The sequence below is a fragment of the Legionella lansingensis genome (assembly GCF_900187355.1).
Taxonomy (GTDB): domain Bacteria; phylum Pseudomonadota; class Gammaproteobacteria; order Legionellales; family Legionellaceae; genus Tatlockia; species Tatlockia lansingensis.
In genome coordinates this window covers 2,816,602-2,832,671 of the sequence record NZ_LT906451.1, presented here as the reverse complement: position 1 = coordinate 2,832,671, position 16,070 = coordinate 2,816,602, and the positions used below count along the sequence as shown (strand labels likewise).

Genomic DNA, 16,070 nt, shown 5'->3' with positions numbered 1-16,070 from the left:
GGTAATTATGACGGAAGGGTTAGTGGCTGAACTTGAGGAATTGATTGCTTTCAAACGCTATGCTCAGAGAGGAAATTACAAGTCTGCTGCTAAAACGATACAACAGGGAAATCATTACTCCAAGTTGCGTGGACGAGGTATGGATTTTGCTGAAGCCCGTAACTATCAAGCTGGGGATGAAATTCGTCATATGGAGTGGCGTGTGACCGCCCGCACGGGTCGGCCGCATGTAAAGCTTTATCAAGAAGAACGAGAGCGGCCAGTGGTCATGCTTTGCGACTTCAACCCCTCAATGTATTTTGGGACTCGTTTAGCATTTAAGTCAGTAACGGCAGCACGGTTGTCTGCCATGCTAGCCTGGACCGCGATTAAACAGGGAGACAGAGTGGGTGGATTGCTTTACTCTGCAACCATGCATAATGAATTTACCCCTCATAGTCGTAACCCAGGGGTGTTACCCTTTTTAGCTGCTTTAAGCCAATACACACAAGCAGTCCCCGATCATTCTCGTCAGGCGAGACGTCTAAGTGATGCCTTAATACGTTTAAGACGAGTCACCCGACCGGGCAGCACTGTGGTCATTATTAGTGATTTTTATTCCTTTGATACTGAAAGTGAACGTCATCTAGGTCGCATACGCGCTCATAATGATATACTTGTTTATCATATTTGCGATCCGATAGAACTTACACCACCGAAACCTCAGCAATATCCCATTACCAATGGTAAAGAAGAGATGGTTATTGATACGACAAGGCATGATGTAGTGAGCAACTACCGCAATTATTGTGAGTTGCGTATTGAAAAGCTGAAAGCATTGTGCAAGCGCTTGCAAATTCCTTATACCCAGGTAACGGCAGAGGCTAATATCCCACAGTTGATACGGCAGACGTTCCCCAGGAGGCTAAGTGGCTGACTCGCAATTATTAAAACAGTTGCATGATATCCACTTGCCTCATGTTGTGGGATGGTGGCCTTTGGCTCCTGGCTGGTATGTATTGCTCGTTGTAGTTGTCTTTGTAGCAGCAATGTTGACCTATTTAGGTTATCGACGTCATGCAAATTTACGCCCAAAAAAGGAAGCCTTACGCTTGCTTGCAAGCTATGAAAAAGAATACATGCAAGAAAAAAATAGTCAGTTAAGTAGTATAAAAATATCGGAATTATTGCGTAGGGTAGCTTTGGTGTATTTTCCTAGGTCTCAAGTTGCCGGGGTACAAGGGAGGCGATGGCTGGATTTCTTGAATGCAACTGCAAAAGGTGTCAATTTTGATGAGGTGAGCGACTTACTTCTAGAGTTACCTTATCAATCAGCAAGCAGGGTCGATCTAAAGCCTCTTTTTGATTTGGCTAGAGCATGGATAAAGCAACGAGGTATCCCATGTTCGAACTAGCCTTACCTTGGGCGTTAATCTTTCTGCCCTTGCCACTTTTAATTTGGTATTTCCTGCCCCGCGCACACGTCTATTTGCCCGCTGCCTTGAGGGTACCTTTTTTTGATGATCTATTAGCGACGGTTGGTGATAGAAAGGGTCGTCTATCTGCTGAAACACCAAAAAGCGTTCTATTGTTAATATGGTGCTTGCTTCTGTTTGCGGTTGCGGGACCACGATGGGTTGGTGACCCGCTGCCTTTAACAAGAGAAGGTCGTAATATCATGCTTGTTTTGGATTTATCAGGTAGCATGGAGCTTCCTGATATGACGCTTCACAATCGACCGGTTAGCCGTTTAACCGTGGTAAAAGATACAGCTGAACAATTTGTCCGAGAGCGTGTTGGTGATCGTATTGGTCTGATTTTATTTGGCACACGTGCTTATTTGCAAACGCCTCTAACCTATGATCGACAATCTGTGCTGCTGCGTCTTGAGGATGCAACCGTAGGGCTTGCAGGACAAACCACTTCCATTGGCGATGCCTTAGGTTTGGCTGTAAAGCGTCTGCAAAATGTTCCTGCTAAGGGACGGGTAATTATTTTGCTTACGGATGGTGCTAATAATTCGGGTGTCCTACCGCCATTAAAAGCAGCAGAATTAGCAAAAGAAGACAATATTAAAGTGTATACTATTGGTCTGGGTTCGGAAGGTGATCCACGCGCTTTGAACAATATGTTTTTTAATATGAATGTTTCTTCGGATTTGGATGAAGAAACGTTGCAAGAAATTGCCAAGATAACAGGAGGACGGTATTTTCGGGCCACAGACACTCAGTCTTTAAGTGCTATTTATCAAACAATCAATCAGCTAGAGACGATTACCCAGGAGCAAGCAACGATTCGCCCTCAACATGATTACTATCTTTGGCCATTGGGGTTGGCTTTTTTATTGTTTTGCTTTTGGATGGTTTATGGGGCAGGCTTGTTTTCCTGGATACAAAAAGCTAGTCGACGCGAGGTTTCTGTTCATGACTGACCTGCATTTTATCCGTCCTTGGTGGCTACTTTGTCTTTTGCCATTGCTGTTCTTAGCCTGGTATTTATGGCGACAAAAGCCGCAAGCTAACGCATGGACTGCCGTTTGCGATAAACATTTATTGGAACGATTGCTACAATTTAAAGGTCAAAATAAGCGCCATAGCGCTTTATTGATTTTATTAAGCAGTGCTTTATTCATGGTCATTGCCTTAAGTGGTCCTAGCTGGACGCGTTTGCCAGTCCCGACTTATAAACAAATCCAGCCGCGAGTGCTCATTTTAGACATGTCAGATGCGATGCTGGCTAAAGATCTATTGCCGAATAGATTGAGCCGTGCCAAATTTAAATTGCATGATCTCTTTAAACGTCGTGATGCAGGGCAATTTGCTTTAGTCGTTTACAGTGGAGAACCATTTGTCGTCTCTCCGTTAACAGATGATGCCCAAACCATTGATGCCCTTCTCCCTGCTCTTACTCCAGATATCATGCCCGTGGAAGGACAACGACTGGATGCGGCACTTGAAGAGGCTGGCCTTCTCCTCAAACAAGGTGGCTTCAATCATGGGAAAATCCTTGTCTTGACTGCTGAAACACCAAGTAATGCTGCTATTAATACAGCTGGACAACTCGCAAAGAAACAAATTTTTACCTCCGTTATGCCTGTAAAAGACAATAAAGATATGCATCCCTTGTTTCAAAAATTAGCCAAAGCAGGCCAAGGCCGACTTTTATTCATGAATGACGATAAGGATTTAGATCAATGGCTAAGGTCAGACATAAATGCGAATCAATTTCTTCGTAATCAACAAGATGATTTTCCTGCTTGGCGCGATGAAGGTCGTTGGTTTTTAATACCCGCACTCATTCTTTTGTTGCCGGCATTTAGGCGTGGGTGGTTACAGAGGTTTAAGCCATGAAGCTCGGATGGCTGCTATTATTGATGAGTCTCTCCTTGAAGGCTTTTTCCTTCAGTTGGCAAGATCTTTGGTCTACTAAAGATCAGCAAGCACAAACGCTAATGACTCAAGGAAAATTTAAAGAGGCAGAAGAAACCTTTCAACATCATGAATGGCGTGCTGCCGCGGCCTATCGTGCAGGAAATTATGAACAGGCAGCGAATGATTACCGCTCCATGCAAAATGAGCGAGGCTATTACAACGAGGGAAATGCTCTTGCTCAATTAGGACAATATCAACAAGCAATGCAAGCCTATGACAAAGCATTAGCCTTGAATCCAAATAATAAAGACGCTCAGCACAATCGCAAGATAGTCGCGGAGCTCTTAAAAAAGGAACAACAAAAGCAGAAGCCTAATAACCAGCAAAACAAAGAGGAAGAGAACAAACAAGATCAAGAGGCTAAAGACCAGCAGAACAACGATCAAAAAAATAACTCGCAACAAAGTAAAAGCCAGGAAGCCCAGGGTCAAAAGAAAAATCAACAAACGCAAGATGAACAGCAAAACCAGTCTGGCAAACAACAGCAAGATAAAGCTCAAGCGCGCCAGGATGAACAACAGGACAAAAAGCAGCAAGATGAACGTAATGTTAACAAAGAGTCAGATAAGCAAAAGCAAGAAAAAGCCGGACAAACAGGTAAACATGAAGACGCTCAGAAAGGTGAAAAAACAAACCCTGCAGGTGCAGAATCTGCTGCGGAACGTGAAAAACAGCAAGCAAAGGAACAATGGTTAAAATTAATCCCTGACGATCCGGGGGGATTATTGCGAGAGAAGTTTTTGCGAGATCATATACGAAGACAACGCGGGTGGTATCAATGAGAAAAATACTACTAAGTTTATTTTTACTGGGATGCTATGGTTTAGCAATCGCGGCTGTAACCATGCAACTTGAGACCACACAAATTTCCCTAGGTGAACCCTTTAAGCTCGTTTTAAGCTTGGATGGTGATGAGACGGATAGTATTCCCGATTTAACTCCTTTACAGGATGACTTTGAGATTATTGGCACTGAACGTAGTGTGAACTACACGGTCATTAATGGGCGAGCACACTCTGTAAGTCAGTGGATAGTGTTGTTGATGCCTAAGAAGACAGGGACATTAACCATCCCTCCTATTCAGGTAGGGCAAGAGAAGACCAATGCTAGTCAGGTTGAAGTAAAAGAAGGGATTCAGGATGTTGACAAGGTAAAACATTCCTCACAACAAGATGTCATGTTGTTGGCGGAAGTTGACCAACAAAACCCTTATATTAATCAGCAAGTGATTCTTACAGTGAAATTATACAGTAGTAGTCGTTTGCTTGATGCCGCTTATCAACCGCCAAAGGTGGAAGACGCACTTATCGTTTCATTGGGGCCAGGTCGTCGCTATCAAACGAGTGAGAATGGGCGAATATATGTGGTCGAAGAGCAGCAATATGCGATTTTCCCACAAAAAAGTGGTCGTTTGAACATTCATTCTGCTTCTTTTCACGCTTTAATTTATGATGATATTGTGCCCAAAAAAATTAATGAAGAGACTAAACCGATTGTTGTTGACGTAAAACCAATTGCTTCACAATACACTGGCAAGCACTGGTTACCAGCTAAAGAAGTTAGTCTAACGGAGAGCTATGATAATAATGCCACGACCCTGGAACAGGGTAGTACGTTGGTGCGTACTGTTACTCTACGAGCAACGGCTCTCCCTGCACAATTATTGCCTGCACTTGATTTCGCTAATAGCGATGAATTTAGTGTCTACCCGGAAAAACCCTCTGAGCGCAGTACGTTTAGCCAAGGGAATTTGATTGGGACCAGCATTACAAAAGTCACCTACCTGCTTAATAAATCAGGCCAAATGACCATTCCTGCGTTGAAATTAACCTGGTTTAATACGCTTACTGGTAAAGAAGACGTTGCGACATTACCAGAGCATACCATTCAGGTTAAACCTCTCCCTACTACGTCTCAATCAACAACGCCTCTTCCTTCTCAAGAACCAAAACAGGTTGAAACCGCTTCCACAACTAAACGAGTGCAGAATGCGGTAAAGGAATCAACTCTGCTGCCAAGTGCATTCACAAGTTTAGCTTGGTGGCTTGCTGGTGGTTTTGCCTGCGCTTGGTTATTGACATTAGGGCTTTGGTTTTGGCAAAAACGACATCGCGGCGCAAATAAAACCTCTAAAGAAATATTAAAACATCTGCAAAGAGCTTGTCTTGATAATAATCCCCATGCAGCTCGAGATGCATTGATTCAATGGGCGCAATGGCAGTGGCCACAATCCAATGTTCTCAATCTTGCCCAAATTGAGAACATGGTAAGTGATAAGACTTTGCAGCAAGCAATTAGCGGGTTATCTCACGCTTTGTATCATAGTAATCGCCAACAACAATGGGCTGGTGCTTCTTTATGGATGGCGCTGCTTTCTTTTAAACACAGCCATACTAAGACAACAATAGAAGATAGGTCGCCCTTACCACCAATGCATAAGTTATCGTAGTATCTCTCCAATCCTCGCTATTTAATTTACTCTGGGTTATAATCATATTACTTGTGGTTTTTAATTCCCTGGCTGGAAACAGTGTTCTTCGTGAAAATCCCTCCTTTTGTAGTGCAAAGTAACGAATCAGCGCAAATGGTATTATCTATTCCATGTTTCCATGTTGGTGATTTAACCCAAGTGTGTGTTTAATTTTATTTGGAAAAGCGAAATGTCTGATAAAGAAACAGGCCACGTCAAGTGGTTTAATGATGATAAAGGTTACGGCTTCATCAGTCGTGATAATGGTGAGGACGATGTGTTTGTACATTTTCGTTCGATTAACAGCGCAGCTAACCGTAAAACTTTGAAAGAAGGTCAACGCGTAGAGTTTTTAGTAACTAAAGGACCTAAAGGTTTACAAGCGGAAGATGTAACTGCCGTGTAATCTCTGCTGTTTCTCTGTATCCTCCCTCTTTGTCGATCGCTATGATGATAAAGAGGGATGATCTTAGCTAGTTCATTTAGCTCTCTGAATAATGCGGCCAGTCAACCGCTTCAAATGAGGGTTCCCTGGTTGCTTGTCTGCAATATTTCCAAAGAAGTCTACTATTTGCCGCTAAAAATATTCTTTTTGTCATCAACTTAATCGTATAATCCCTGCATCTACATTTGCTGGGACGCATAATGGTAACATGGTTTACTATTTTCCTGTCTTTTCTTCCTCTGTTCTCGTTCTCTTCAATCGTGGTGACAGGCAAGTTTGAGGCTAATAAATCTTGTCCGGTGTATGTTTCTAAGAATAAAAAAACAAACCCTGATAATCTCTTCGTCAAACCTTCAGAACGTTATGAAATTAGAGAAATTAACTGCCCAGAAAACCCAGATTGGTTGCGCATTGAGATTCCCAATATAAAACAGCCATTGCGGTGGGTAAGTGCTGAGTGTGGTGAATATAGCTATCAGGCTAAAGGGAAAACAACTTGCGAACAATTACCCGATCTTGCTGATTCTTATATTCTGGCACTCAGTTGGCAACCTGGTTTTTGCCAGACTTATGGCTCTGAGGCAGGTAAACCAGAATGTAAGACATTGTCAGCAGATTCTTATCAAGCCAACCATCTGGTGTTACATGGTTTATGGCCGAACCAGGACATTTGTGGCCAAAATTATGGCTTTTGCGGCACGGAACAAAAAAAGAATCATTGTGATTATTCACCTGTAAATTTAACTACGACGGTAGCACAGGAATTACGCCAATTTATGCCTAGTTACGCAGCTGGTAGCTGCCTTGAGCGACATGAATGGAACAAACATGGCAGTTGCCAAGCACGCTCTAGCGACGCGTATTTTTCCCTGGCAATACGCTTAAATCGCGAGGTAAATCAGACAGTCTTTGGTCAGTTTTTAAGTGAGCACGTGGGAGAGACAGTGGTGCGTGAACAATTACGAGAGATGATGGCAAAATCCTTTGGACCAGATGCTAAATATAAGGTTTATCTGGGATGTAAAAATGGCATGTTAGTTGACATTTATATTCAATTGCCTGCTTTGATTCCTCAAGATGAGCCTTTACTTTCTCTAGTGAAGAAAGCACCTGAGTTCATGCATTATGATAGTTGCCCAACGGCCATTATCATCTCGGATTTTACTCGCGAGTCTTGGTTTTAGAGCCTGTAAACCCTAATAATGCTCTTGCGCATTACCTTAACTTCCACTAATGTAGGGAAATTAAGGCAAATGGAACGTTGGTTATGTTCATGCGGTTTTTTCTATTCATTTTCATCGTCTTATCCACTGCAAGTTGCCACAAGCGTGTCGCTGCGATTCACCCTACGACATTGAAAGCCTTACAAAACCGCCAATTGACTGCTTTTAACCGAGTTACCGTCGACGGGAATATTAATGTCAATTTACATACCGGCTACTCTCGTCCACAAGTGATCTTGCGTGGTCCTACTACGGATTTATTACAAGTAAAAGTAGGAGTGCATGGCAATCATTTACTGATTTATCTGGCAAAAGGCTATCCTCGCAACGGGGTTGTTTCTGTTGACATCCGCGGGCAATATTTAAATGCTTTTACTTATCGTGGTTCAGGCTTTGTGACAGGAAATAGACTGCGTTCAGGCCTTATGGATATCTCTATCACTAACCCCGGGCCAACAACGCTTGGCGGACAAATTTCCCTGCGCAAGTTAACTGTGGCTGGTGGGGGTCAGACTCAGATTACTGGTATTTCCAGTCAGCATTTGCAACTTTCTATCGTCGATAATAGTAGGGTTCAGTTGGCTGGTGTCATGAATATTACTCACCTTGATCTTGATGAGAAGGCTTGGTTGGCAATGTATTGGGTTAAGAGTCATGCATTAACAATACGTGGCCGCGGGCAAGCGTTTGTGCAGCTGGCTGGCATTGTGGATAAACTTGATGTGGAATTATGTGATCGTGCGCATTTTAATGGTAGATATTTGCGAGCAAAAAGAGCTTTTGTAAAGACGCATGATAAAGCCGTAGCGGACATTGCAGCGGTCAACCGTCAACATACGTTAGCGACCGATGCTAGCGATATTTATTTTTATAATATTCCCACCATGAAAACGGACTTTATGGCTTATCAAGGTTCGGTTCTTGACATGCGTGACTGGGATCCCTGGGATCCTCGTGATTATGATCGCTACAATAAATAAGATTCCTTTTCATACGACCGATGATACTTTCTGTGTCTCCGTCTAAAGGGATGACATGCGCCGAATTGCTGAGCCAATGAATAGTGACGCTGGGTTGATCAGCAAAACGTTCTGCCACTCGCAAGCTTGCTACAACCTTATCATGACAGCCAAGGAAAACATCTGTTGGGCACTTGGGTAGGGCAAAGGGAAATTGCTGAATTAAGGTCAACAATTCCATAATAGAACTTAAAGGTAATTTTCGATAGGCGATTTCACAGTGCAGGTTGGTATATAAATCACCAGCAAGACCACGTATTTCTCTAAAGCCCAGCCAATTTAAAAATTTTACTAATTTCAGTAAATTCGATAATTCAGGAAGTGGTAGATTTAAGTCAAAAGCTGGCGCTAGCAAGTAAAGATAATTTAAATCAAAGCGATTGCCTAAATGACAGGCTAGTATACCTCCCAGCGACAACCCTAGAACATCAACATGCTTATATTCGCGCAGCAAACGTTCACAAGACTGCTCAGCGACCGCAAACCAGGCGGATGCTTTTGTTTTAGCAAAGGTCTCAATGCTCTCTCCATGACCAGGAAGCATCGGACAGATAATCGCATCGTAAAAAGAAAAAGAAGGTAACATGGCGCGAAAAACAGCAGGTGTCGAAGTGAAACCGTGCAATAAAAGCAGGGCATGTTCCCTCTGCCTACCTCTACGGTCGATGGGAGCTAGAATAGAAGTATCCTCTTTGTTCAGCGTAAAGACTGGGATGCCACGACGCATACCACGAAAATCGTCAATTTGCATGAAATTTTCCCTATGGTTAAAATTTTGCAAAATAAGTGTAAATAAATATTAAAAAGCCAACACCGTCAATTGTGATCTGTTATTATTCAATACAAGTCAACCATAATAATAATTATCTTAGCTTAAGATAGCTAAGCAGAATATCGTTAATTGTGCTATCTTTTAGTAATTAAATAGTGTTTTTTTAGAGGATTGTGATATGGCTGCGGAAGGTGTAGATACCTCTATGGTGCAAAAAGATTCGCCTGCGCCTCAAGGTGAGGATAAGAAAGAAAATAAACCACAGGCACCGAAACCTCAACCCAAAGAAGATAAAGCAAAACAAGACGATCCGCAAATGCAAATGCTTGAGGATCTAAAAAAGCTTGTTGAGGATACAAATCAGGCAGTAAATAAAGCACTTGGAGTTAAAAGTATTGGTGATTACGCAGAGGCTGGGCTTAACAAAATTGGGCAGGGCTTTAAAGGTCTCGGGGGCGGCAAAAAAGACGATGATGAAAAGGATGAAAAGAGCTCCAAGCAAACTGATGATAAAGATCAAAAAAGCGAGTCCAAAAGCGAGTCTAAGGGCAAGACTGGGGACTGGATGGAGGATGAAGATGATTATGGCCTTAGAGATCTTTTCAAGGAAGACGACTCTCCTATGGATACAGTTACCAGTCCTACTAGCATGGGGAATAATCAGGCTCTAAATATGGGACAAGGAGCCGGTTCTTCTGCTGACGCTAGCCAGGTTGCTAAAGTCGCTGCGGATAATCCCGAAGTAGCCGAAGTAGCAATAGCTGCAGGCTGATAGTCACTAAGCACGTACATATAAAAACCAGGTGGGCTCACCTGGTTTTTAATTACCTAACAGCTTATGTGGCAAGCTTTCAACTCTACCCGCTTGCGTTACCATCACATAATTTAATTTGCGCTGCAACTCACTAATGGTATCGGCGCCAGCATACGTCAAACCTGAGCGTAAACCGCCAACAATATCAGCGATAATATTATCCTGATCATCACGATAAGGCACTTCTGTGGTAATGCCTTCTGCGGTCTTCCATTCATGCATCTGGCCTAAGAAGTCTTCTTGCGCTTCGCGTGAAGCCATACCACGGTAGCGCTTTACTTGTTTCCCATCCTCTTTGGTAATGATTTCACCAGGTGTTGGCTCAGTACCTGCCAACATACCACCGATCATCACAAAATCAGCACCAAAAGCAAGTGCCTTGACGATATCTCCTGAGGTGCGGATACCTCCGTCGGCAACAATTGAACGATCCGCGCGTGCACAATCATGAATACAGGTAAGCATGGGGATCCCAAAACCTGTTTTAATGCGTGTGCTACAAACAGAGCCACCGCCAATACCTGCTTTAATAATATCTGCACCACAAGAAGCCAGATAATCGGCACCAGCGTAGGTGGCAACATTCCCTGCCATAATACAGCGACTACCCAGTAATTGTCTTAAGCTTTTTAATGTCTTGCCCACATATTTTGCATGAGCATGGGCAACGTCCACACAGAAGAAATCTGCTCCTGCATCCCGTAGGGCTTCTGCGCGCTCAAGTTCAGCCGCTGTACATCCTACAGACACGAAAACAGGCCCTTGACATTGTTTGAATTGATGAAGGTTATCCTCAATACTCAAAAAACGATGGAGGGCACCAATCCCCCCTTTGCTATTCATGAAATTCGCCATTTTGCTTTCGGTGATTGTATCCATATTAGAGCTAATCACCGGTAATTGAAGGTTTAGCTTTCCTAACCTATCGGTCACACTAATGTTAACCACACGTCTTGACTCATGGTGGTTGTAAGCCGGAACCAGCAAAACATCATCAAAGGTGATGGCTTGGTCATTCATGATTAATCCTCTTGGGTAGGCAAAAAATATGTACTATAGATGTTCAGCAGCATAATATGCAAGTCTTGAACGTTCACCCCTCGTTAGCGTCATGTGAGCGCTGTGTTGCCAATGTTTAAAGCGATCAACCGCAAACGTTAAGCCGGATGTTGTTTCGGTCAGGTAAGGTGTATCAATTTGCTTGATATCACCTAAGCAAATAATTTTACTACCGGGTCCGGCTCGAGTAACCAGGGTTTTGATTTGCTTTGAGGTCAGATTCTGTGCTTCATCAATAATGATAAAGCGATTTAAAAAAGTGCGCCCACGCATGAAGTTAAGTGAACGAATTTTAATCTTATTTTGCAACAGATCCTGAGTAGCTCCGCGACCAAAACTGCCACCCTCTTGTGAGCTGTGCAGTACTTCAAGGTTATCCATTAAGGCTCCCATCCACGGAGTCATTTTTTCTTCTTCTGTTCCTGGTAGAAAGCCGATGTCTTCACCTACGGGTATGGTGACCCGCGTCATTAAAATTTCACTGTAACGGCTTTGATCTAAAACTTGTGTTAAGCCTGCAGCAATCGTTAATAAGGTCTTTCCCGTACCTGCTGAACCTTGTAAGGTCACAAAATCGATTTCTGGATCCAGGAGCAGATTGAGTGCAAAATTTTGCTCACGATTACGAGCCGTAATGCCCCAAACAGCATGTTTGGCTTGAGTATAATCACGGGCAAGTTGCACGATGGTGCCAATCTCAGTAATCTCCTTCACAATGGCCTGAAATTGATTATCCTGAGTGCTGATGCAATCATTATAATTCCATTGGGCGGTAAGTGGGCCGCTGATGCGATAAAACGTTTTACCGTTGTCTTGCCAGGCTTCCATGTTTTTGGCATGACTGTTCCAGAAGTCATTCTCAAGGATATGTAAACCACTGTGAAGCAAATTCACATCATCCAGTACCTTATCGTTATAATAATCTTCAGCAGGGATACCGAGGATCCCGGCCTTGATGCGTAAATTAATGTCTTTGGAGATAATGATCACTTGCCTGTTGGGATATTTCTTCTGCAAACCCAAGGCGGTTGATAAAAGAGTATTATCTGCTTTGTGGCCGGGTAACGACGTGGGCCGTAGTTGTTCGAATTCATCCGTCTGAAAAAATAACCGGCCGTTACTTTTGACTTTTTCAGATGTTGGGAATCTGCCAAGGGGTAATCCCGCGACAATTTCTTGATGACTGGCATTGCTCATTAATTCAACCAACATGCGATTTGTTTGACGAACGTTGCGGGCAACTTCCGACAACCCTGTTTTGTGACTATCCAATTCTTCCAAGACCACCATAGGCAGATAGATATCATGTTCTTCAAAGCGATAAATGGCGGTAGGATCATGCATCATGATATTCGTATCAAGCACAAACAATTTTATCTCTTTACTATCGTTTTCCATGAGTTCACCTATCACCTTATGCCAGGAGTAATAGCGTTAAGTTAAGACTAAACACCGTCACTGTCTTTCTCCGGCTTGACCGAAGAATCCAGGAACTCCTATCTAAATATATTCATTGTGCTGAGGGGCAATAGCGCCGTCAAGGTTTATCTTTCTCAAACAATCAATTACTTAGCTTGCTTTTTACCGTTTTGTACAGCACCCAAATAATTTGCATAGAAAGAAGACGTTCCCTACTGTAGAGACTTTAGTTTCTCTATGACTTCTGCTACATGACTCCTAACATCTACTTTGCGCCATTCATGTCTTAGCACCCCTTGAGGATCAATGAGAAATGTGCTGCGCTCAATGCCACGTACTTGTTTGCCATACATGGATTTCATTTTTATCACATCGAATTGTTGGCATAAGGTTTCATCTTTATCGCTGATCAATTCAAATGGAAATTGCTCTTTGCATTTAAAGTTATCATGAGACTTCAGGCTGTCACGAGAGATGCCGAACACTTCTGCGTTTAACGCTTTCAATTGCGGATAGGCATCGCGAAAATCCTGACCTTCTGTTGTACAACCGGGAGTGGAATCTTTGGGATAAAAATAAAGAATTAACCACTTACCTCTATAGTCTTCAACACTTGCTTCCAAGTTATTTGTAGCTGCGAATTGCAACGAGCTTACTTTATCACCAATTTTCATCATTACCTCTTTATAATTTTATAATAAAAAAGAATCATTATCTTCGTGGATTATTTCACCAATACCTGTTCTTGCGTGTATAATCAAGCATTTTTAGCGTTTTAATTATTTACTTTTTCATTTTAATTCAGGTGTTTCATGGGTACCCATAAACAGCAAAGTGCTACTATCGTTGTTAATCGCAAAGCGCACTTTGAGTATTTCATAGAAGATGAATACGAGGCTGGTCTAGTTCTTGAAGGTTGGGAAGTTAAAAGCCTGCGTGCTGGGAAAATTAATCTGGTTGATGCTCATATTATTATTAAGCACGGAGAAGCTTTTTTATTAGGAGCACAAATTCAACCATTACCCACGGCAGCAACCCATCTCTTCCCGGATGCGACCCGAACGCGTAAGTTATTGCTTAATCGCAAAGAGCTTAATCAGCTTATAGGGAGTGTTGAGCGTCAAGGTTATACGTTGATTCCCTTATCTCTTTATTGGAAAAATAATCTTGTTAAAATGAAGCTGGCTCTGGCAAAAGGAAAGAAAACACACGATAAACGTGAAACCATCAAAGATCGAGATTGGGAACGTGATCGAGCGCGGTTGCTTAAAAAACATAAGTAACAAATCCCTCAGAATATTTATCTATGTGCCTGATTAGGGTCTGTTGACAATTGCTCTACAAAGCCTACGTGCCGCGGCTTGTCCGCGGCATCCATAAGTTTGAAGCTCATTACTCCTACCAAATGGATACCGCGGACAAGCCGCGGCACGTAGGCATTTTTAAAGTCAAGATGACAAACTACATCTTAAAATTATCTACTTTTCTGCTTGGCTTGTTGCCACAACTCCATCAGCAATTCAATGGGTTGGTGTTTCAGCGTTGAGAAGCCTTGAGTATTTGCTATTTCTTTCAAAGCCAGTATGCGCTTATTAAATTTCTTGGTGATTTTTGCTAATGTTTCCTCAGGTTCAAAACCGGCAAAAATGCATAAGGAGATGGCAGTATGTAGCAAATCACCAATCTCTTCTTGCAAACGCTCTCGTGACTCCTCGCCTTTAAGGGCTGCTCTGATTTCATCACACTCACTAATTGCCTGATCGATGATCATTTCCTCATTGGGCCATTCGAAGCCGAAATGACGCGCATCTTCTTCTACGGCAATAAGTGTCTTCAAGGGGTTATTTGGAGAGTTTGTCAGATTGTTGGACATGGATAATTTTGAAATTCCTAGGTCTAGATCGAAGAAAGAAATGGTATAACATAAGTAATACGAAAGCCAATGCTAACGAAGAAGGTCTTTCTTTCTGCTCATATTGACAAAAATTTAATGCAGGCTCTAATCTATTAGTTGGATTCAAGTAATCTTCCTCTTGGGGAACTCAGCAAGCGAGTCTATAAAATAGTTTAAATCTAAGGAGAGATTTATGTCATCATATTGCACTAGGATGTGCTATTGGCTGTGTCTTGTGGTGTTTTGTTTCCCTATGACACTCTCAGCTAAACCAATAAAGTCAATGGTCGTTTTCGGCGACAGCTTGTCAGATAATGGCAATACAACTCACCTATTAAAAGCGCTTAGACAGGATGAAAGCCCTGCTTATTTGGTTCGTCCTTTAAAGGTTTTTGTAATCAATAAGATGGAAGAATTTGCTAATGAATACTATGTGCCGCAAGTGGTATTGGATGCCGGTATTGAAATCGTCACTGAATTTTTTGATACTGAATTTGGCCCATTTTTAGCTAATTTAGTAGGGAAAGTGCGAAAAGTACCTGTTCTACCAGGTGACCCTTACTGGCAATCTCATTTTTCCAATGGCCGGGTTTGGAATGAATATCTTGCGCCTATGCTTGATATAGACAGAGAAGATGCCAAATTTTATAGCAATCAAGCTTTTGGCGGAAGCTGGGCAGTAACTTATGATTATCAGGTAACGACCTGGAACTTGATTCGTCATCCGTTAGCGACCTTAAAGACGTTGATTGTAGGGAAATTAATACCGCCCAGTTTGGGATTAACTGTTCAAGCCTATTTGCTGGTAAATGAAACGTTAGATGAGAATGCTATTTATTTTGTCTTTACTGGTGCCAATGACTACTTAAATGTTTTATTTTTTGAAGACAATTACAATCCTTCGGTGATGAGCTCATATATCGATAATGTGCTTGATGGATTGACATCTGGAGTGCACAAATTAATCAAGGCAGGAGCACGCCATGTCGTTATCTTTGGTTTGCCCAATATTGGCGAAACCCCTAAATACGTACATACAACAGATAAACCTGTTCTCACTGCTGCGTTACAGCAACATAACGAACGCCTACAAAAACGTGTTGAGGAATGGCGCCAGGCTTCACCTGAGGTGGATTTTCTCTATATTGATATGCAACAATACTTACAAAAAGCACTACTCGATCCGCAAAAATATGGGTTCTCAAACATTACTGATGCCTGTATTGATGTGAAATTCCCAATGTTTCATGCTTTTGCCAATTCCCCCTTTGCTCGTAACTATGTGTTGCAATATGCTCAAGTCTTGCAATATCGGGATGGACAATTTGGTCCGAATGAAAAAAATTATCACGTCTGTGATACACCAGAAAATTATTTGTTTTGGGATGAAATACATCCTTCCACGCGTGCTCACCAATATTTAGCATATGAAATTTGTGAAGCCATGAAAGCGCATGGCTATAAAGCTTCATGTCAACAACCAGCAAATATTTAGATTTTGTAGCTGAATGTGGCATACTTCGACAATTTGCAGTGATACCACCT

At 42.3% G+C, this 16,070-nt stretch carries 17 protein-coding genes; 12 read left to right on the top strand and 5 right to left on the bottom strand.

Annotation, left to right across the window (positions count from 1 at the left end; genetic code table 11):
* The first annotated feature begins 7 nt into the window (after positions 1-7).
* The 9 genes from CKV79_RS12890 (at position 8) to CKV79_RS12850 (ending at position 8,528) form a co-directional block, all read left to right on the top strand.
* On the top strand, positions 8-916 hold the full coding sequence (locus CKV79_RS12890; protein ID WP_028372808.1) for a DUF58 domain-containing protein: 909 nt from the start codon (positions 8-10) through the stop codon (positions 914-916).
* Positions 909-1,394, top strand: coding sequence for a DUF4381 domain-containing protein (locus CKV79_RS12885; RefSeq protein WP_028372807.1), 486 nt, complete (start codon positions 909-911; stop codon positions 1,392-1,394). The genes CKV79_RS12890 and CKV79_RS12885 overlap by 8 nt, the downstream gene beginning before the upstream one ends.
* A complete protein-coding gene (locus CKV79_RS12880; protein ID WP_028372806.1) occupies positions 1,382-2,410 on the top strand; it encodes a vWA domain-containing protein in 1,029 nt (342 codons plus the stop codon). The genes CKV79_RS12885 and CKV79_RS12880 overlap by 13 nt, the downstream gene beginning before the upstream one ends.
* Entirely contained in the window at positions 2,403-3,329 is a 927-nt protein-coding gene (locus CKV79_RS12875) for a vWA domain-containing protein (protein ID WP_035915180.1), read from the top strand. The genes CKV79_RS12880 and CKV79_RS12875 overlap by 8 nt, the downstream gene beginning before the upstream one ends.
* Positions 3,326-4,192, top strand: coding sequence for a tetratricopeptide repeat protein (locus CKV79_RS12870; RefSeq protein WP_028372804.1), 867 nt, complete (start codon positions 3,326-3,328; stop codon positions 4,190-4,192). Before CKV79_RS12875 ends, CKV79_RS12870 begins: the two co-directional genes overlap by 4 nt.
* Positions 4,189-5,859, top strand: coding sequence for a BatD family protein (locus CKV79_RS12865; RefSeq protein WP_028372803.1), 1,671 nt, complete (start codon positions 4,189-4,191; stop codon positions 5,857-5,859). The genes CKV79_RS12870 and CKV79_RS12865 overlap by 4 nt, the downstream gene beginning before the upstream one ends.
* A gap of 211 nt (positions 5,860-6,070) precedes the next feature.
* Positions 6,071-6,286 carry a cold-shock protein gene (locus tag CKV79_RS12860; protein WP_028372802.1) on the top strand — a complete coding sequence of 72 codons (216 nt, stop codon included), beginning with the start codon at positions 6,071-6,073 and terminating at the stop codon, positions 6,284-6,286.
* A gap of 239 nt (positions 6,287-6,525) precedes the next feature.
* Complete coding sequence (locus CKV79_RS12855; protein WP_028372801.1) at positions 6,526-7,509, top strand: ribonuclease T2 family protein; 984 nt, start codon at positions 6,526-6,528, stop codon at positions 7,507-7,509.
* Between the two features lie 83 nt (positions 7,510-7,592).
* A complete protein-coding gene (locus CKV79_RS12850) occupies positions 7,593-8,528 on the top strand; it encodes a GIN domain-containing protein (RefSeq protein ID WP_028372800.1) in 936 nt (311 codons plus the stop codon).
* Here the strand turns inward: CKV79_RS12850 and CKV79_RS12845 are convergent.
* Complete coding sequence (locus CKV79_RS12845; RefSeq protein WP_028372799.1) at positions 8,446-9,318, bottom strand: alpha/beta hydrolase; 873 nt, start codon at positions 9,316-9,318, stop codon at positions 8,446-8,448. The two genes, CKV79_RS12850 and CKV79_RS12845, sit on opposite strands and share 83 nt — an antisense overlap.
* A gap of 199 nt (positions 9,319-9,517) precedes the next feature.
* Here CKV79_RS12845 and CKV79_RS12840 point away from each other — a divergent pair, with 199 nt between their 5' ends.
* Positions 9,518-10,111: a hypothetical protein gene (locus tag CKV79_RS12840; RefSeq protein ID WP_028372798.1), complete on the top strand. Its 594-nt coding sequence runs from the start codon at positions 9,518-9,520 to the stop codon at positions 10,109-10,111.
* Positions 10,112-10,159: 48 nt separating this feature from the next.
* On the opposite strand, the gene CKV79_RS12835 is transcribed toward CKV79_RS12840, so the two are convergent.
* The 3 genes from CKV79_RS12835 to CKV79_RS12825 form a co-directional block, all read right to left on the bottom strand.
* Complete coding sequence (locus CKV79_RS12835; RefSeq protein ID WP_028372797.1) at positions 10,160-11,173, bottom strand: guanosine monophosphate reductase; 1,014 nt, start codon at positions 11,171-11,173, stop codon at positions 10,160-10,162.
* A 33-nt stretch (positions 11,174-11,206) separates the two neighbouring features.
* Positions 11,207-12,610, bottom strand: coding sequence for a PhoH family protein (locus tag CKV79_RS12830; RefSeq protein WP_028372796.1), 1,404 nt, complete (start codon positions 12,608-12,610; stop codon positions 11,207-11,209).
* 233 nt (positions 12,611-12,843) lie between these two features.
* Positions 12,844-13,305 carry a peroxiredoxin gene (locus CKV79_RS12825; RefSeq protein ID WP_028372795.1) on the bottom strand — a complete coding sequence of 154 codons (462 nt, stop codon included), beginning with the start codon at positions 13,303-13,305 and terminating at the stop codon, positions 12,844-12,846.
* Between the two features lie 138 nt (positions 13,306-13,443).
* Between CKV79_RS12825 and smpB the strand changes: the two genes are divergently transcribed.
* On the top strand, positions 13,444-13,914 hold the full coding sequence (gene smpB / locus CKV79_RS12820) for an SsrA-binding protein SmpB (RefSeq protein WP_028372794.1): 471 nt from the start codon (positions 13,444-13,446) through the stop codon (positions 13,912-13,914).
* 191 nt (positions 13,915-14,105) lie between these two features.
* Here the strand turns inward: smpB and CKV79_RS12815 are convergent, their stop codons facing one another.
* The gene (locus CKV79_RS12815) at positions 14,106-14,504 is read right to left on the bottom strand and encodes a MazG nucleotide pyrophosphohydrolase domain-containing protein (protein WP_035915176.1); all 399 of its coding nucleotides are present in this window, start codon (positions 14,502-14,504) and stop codon (positions 14,106-14,108) included.
* Between the two features lie 214 nt (positions 14,505-14,718).
* Between CKV79_RS12815 and plaC the strand changes: the two genes are divergently transcribed.
* Positions 14,719-16,020 carry a lysophospholipase/glycerophospholipid:cholesterol acyltransferase PlaC gene (gene plaC / locus CKV79_RS12810; RefSeq protein WP_028372792.1) on the top strand — a complete coding sequence of 434 codons (1,302 nt, stop codon included), beginning with the start codon at positions 14,719-14,721 and terminating at the stop codon, positions 16,018-16,020.
* Positions 16,021-16,070: the final 50 nt, after the last annotated feature.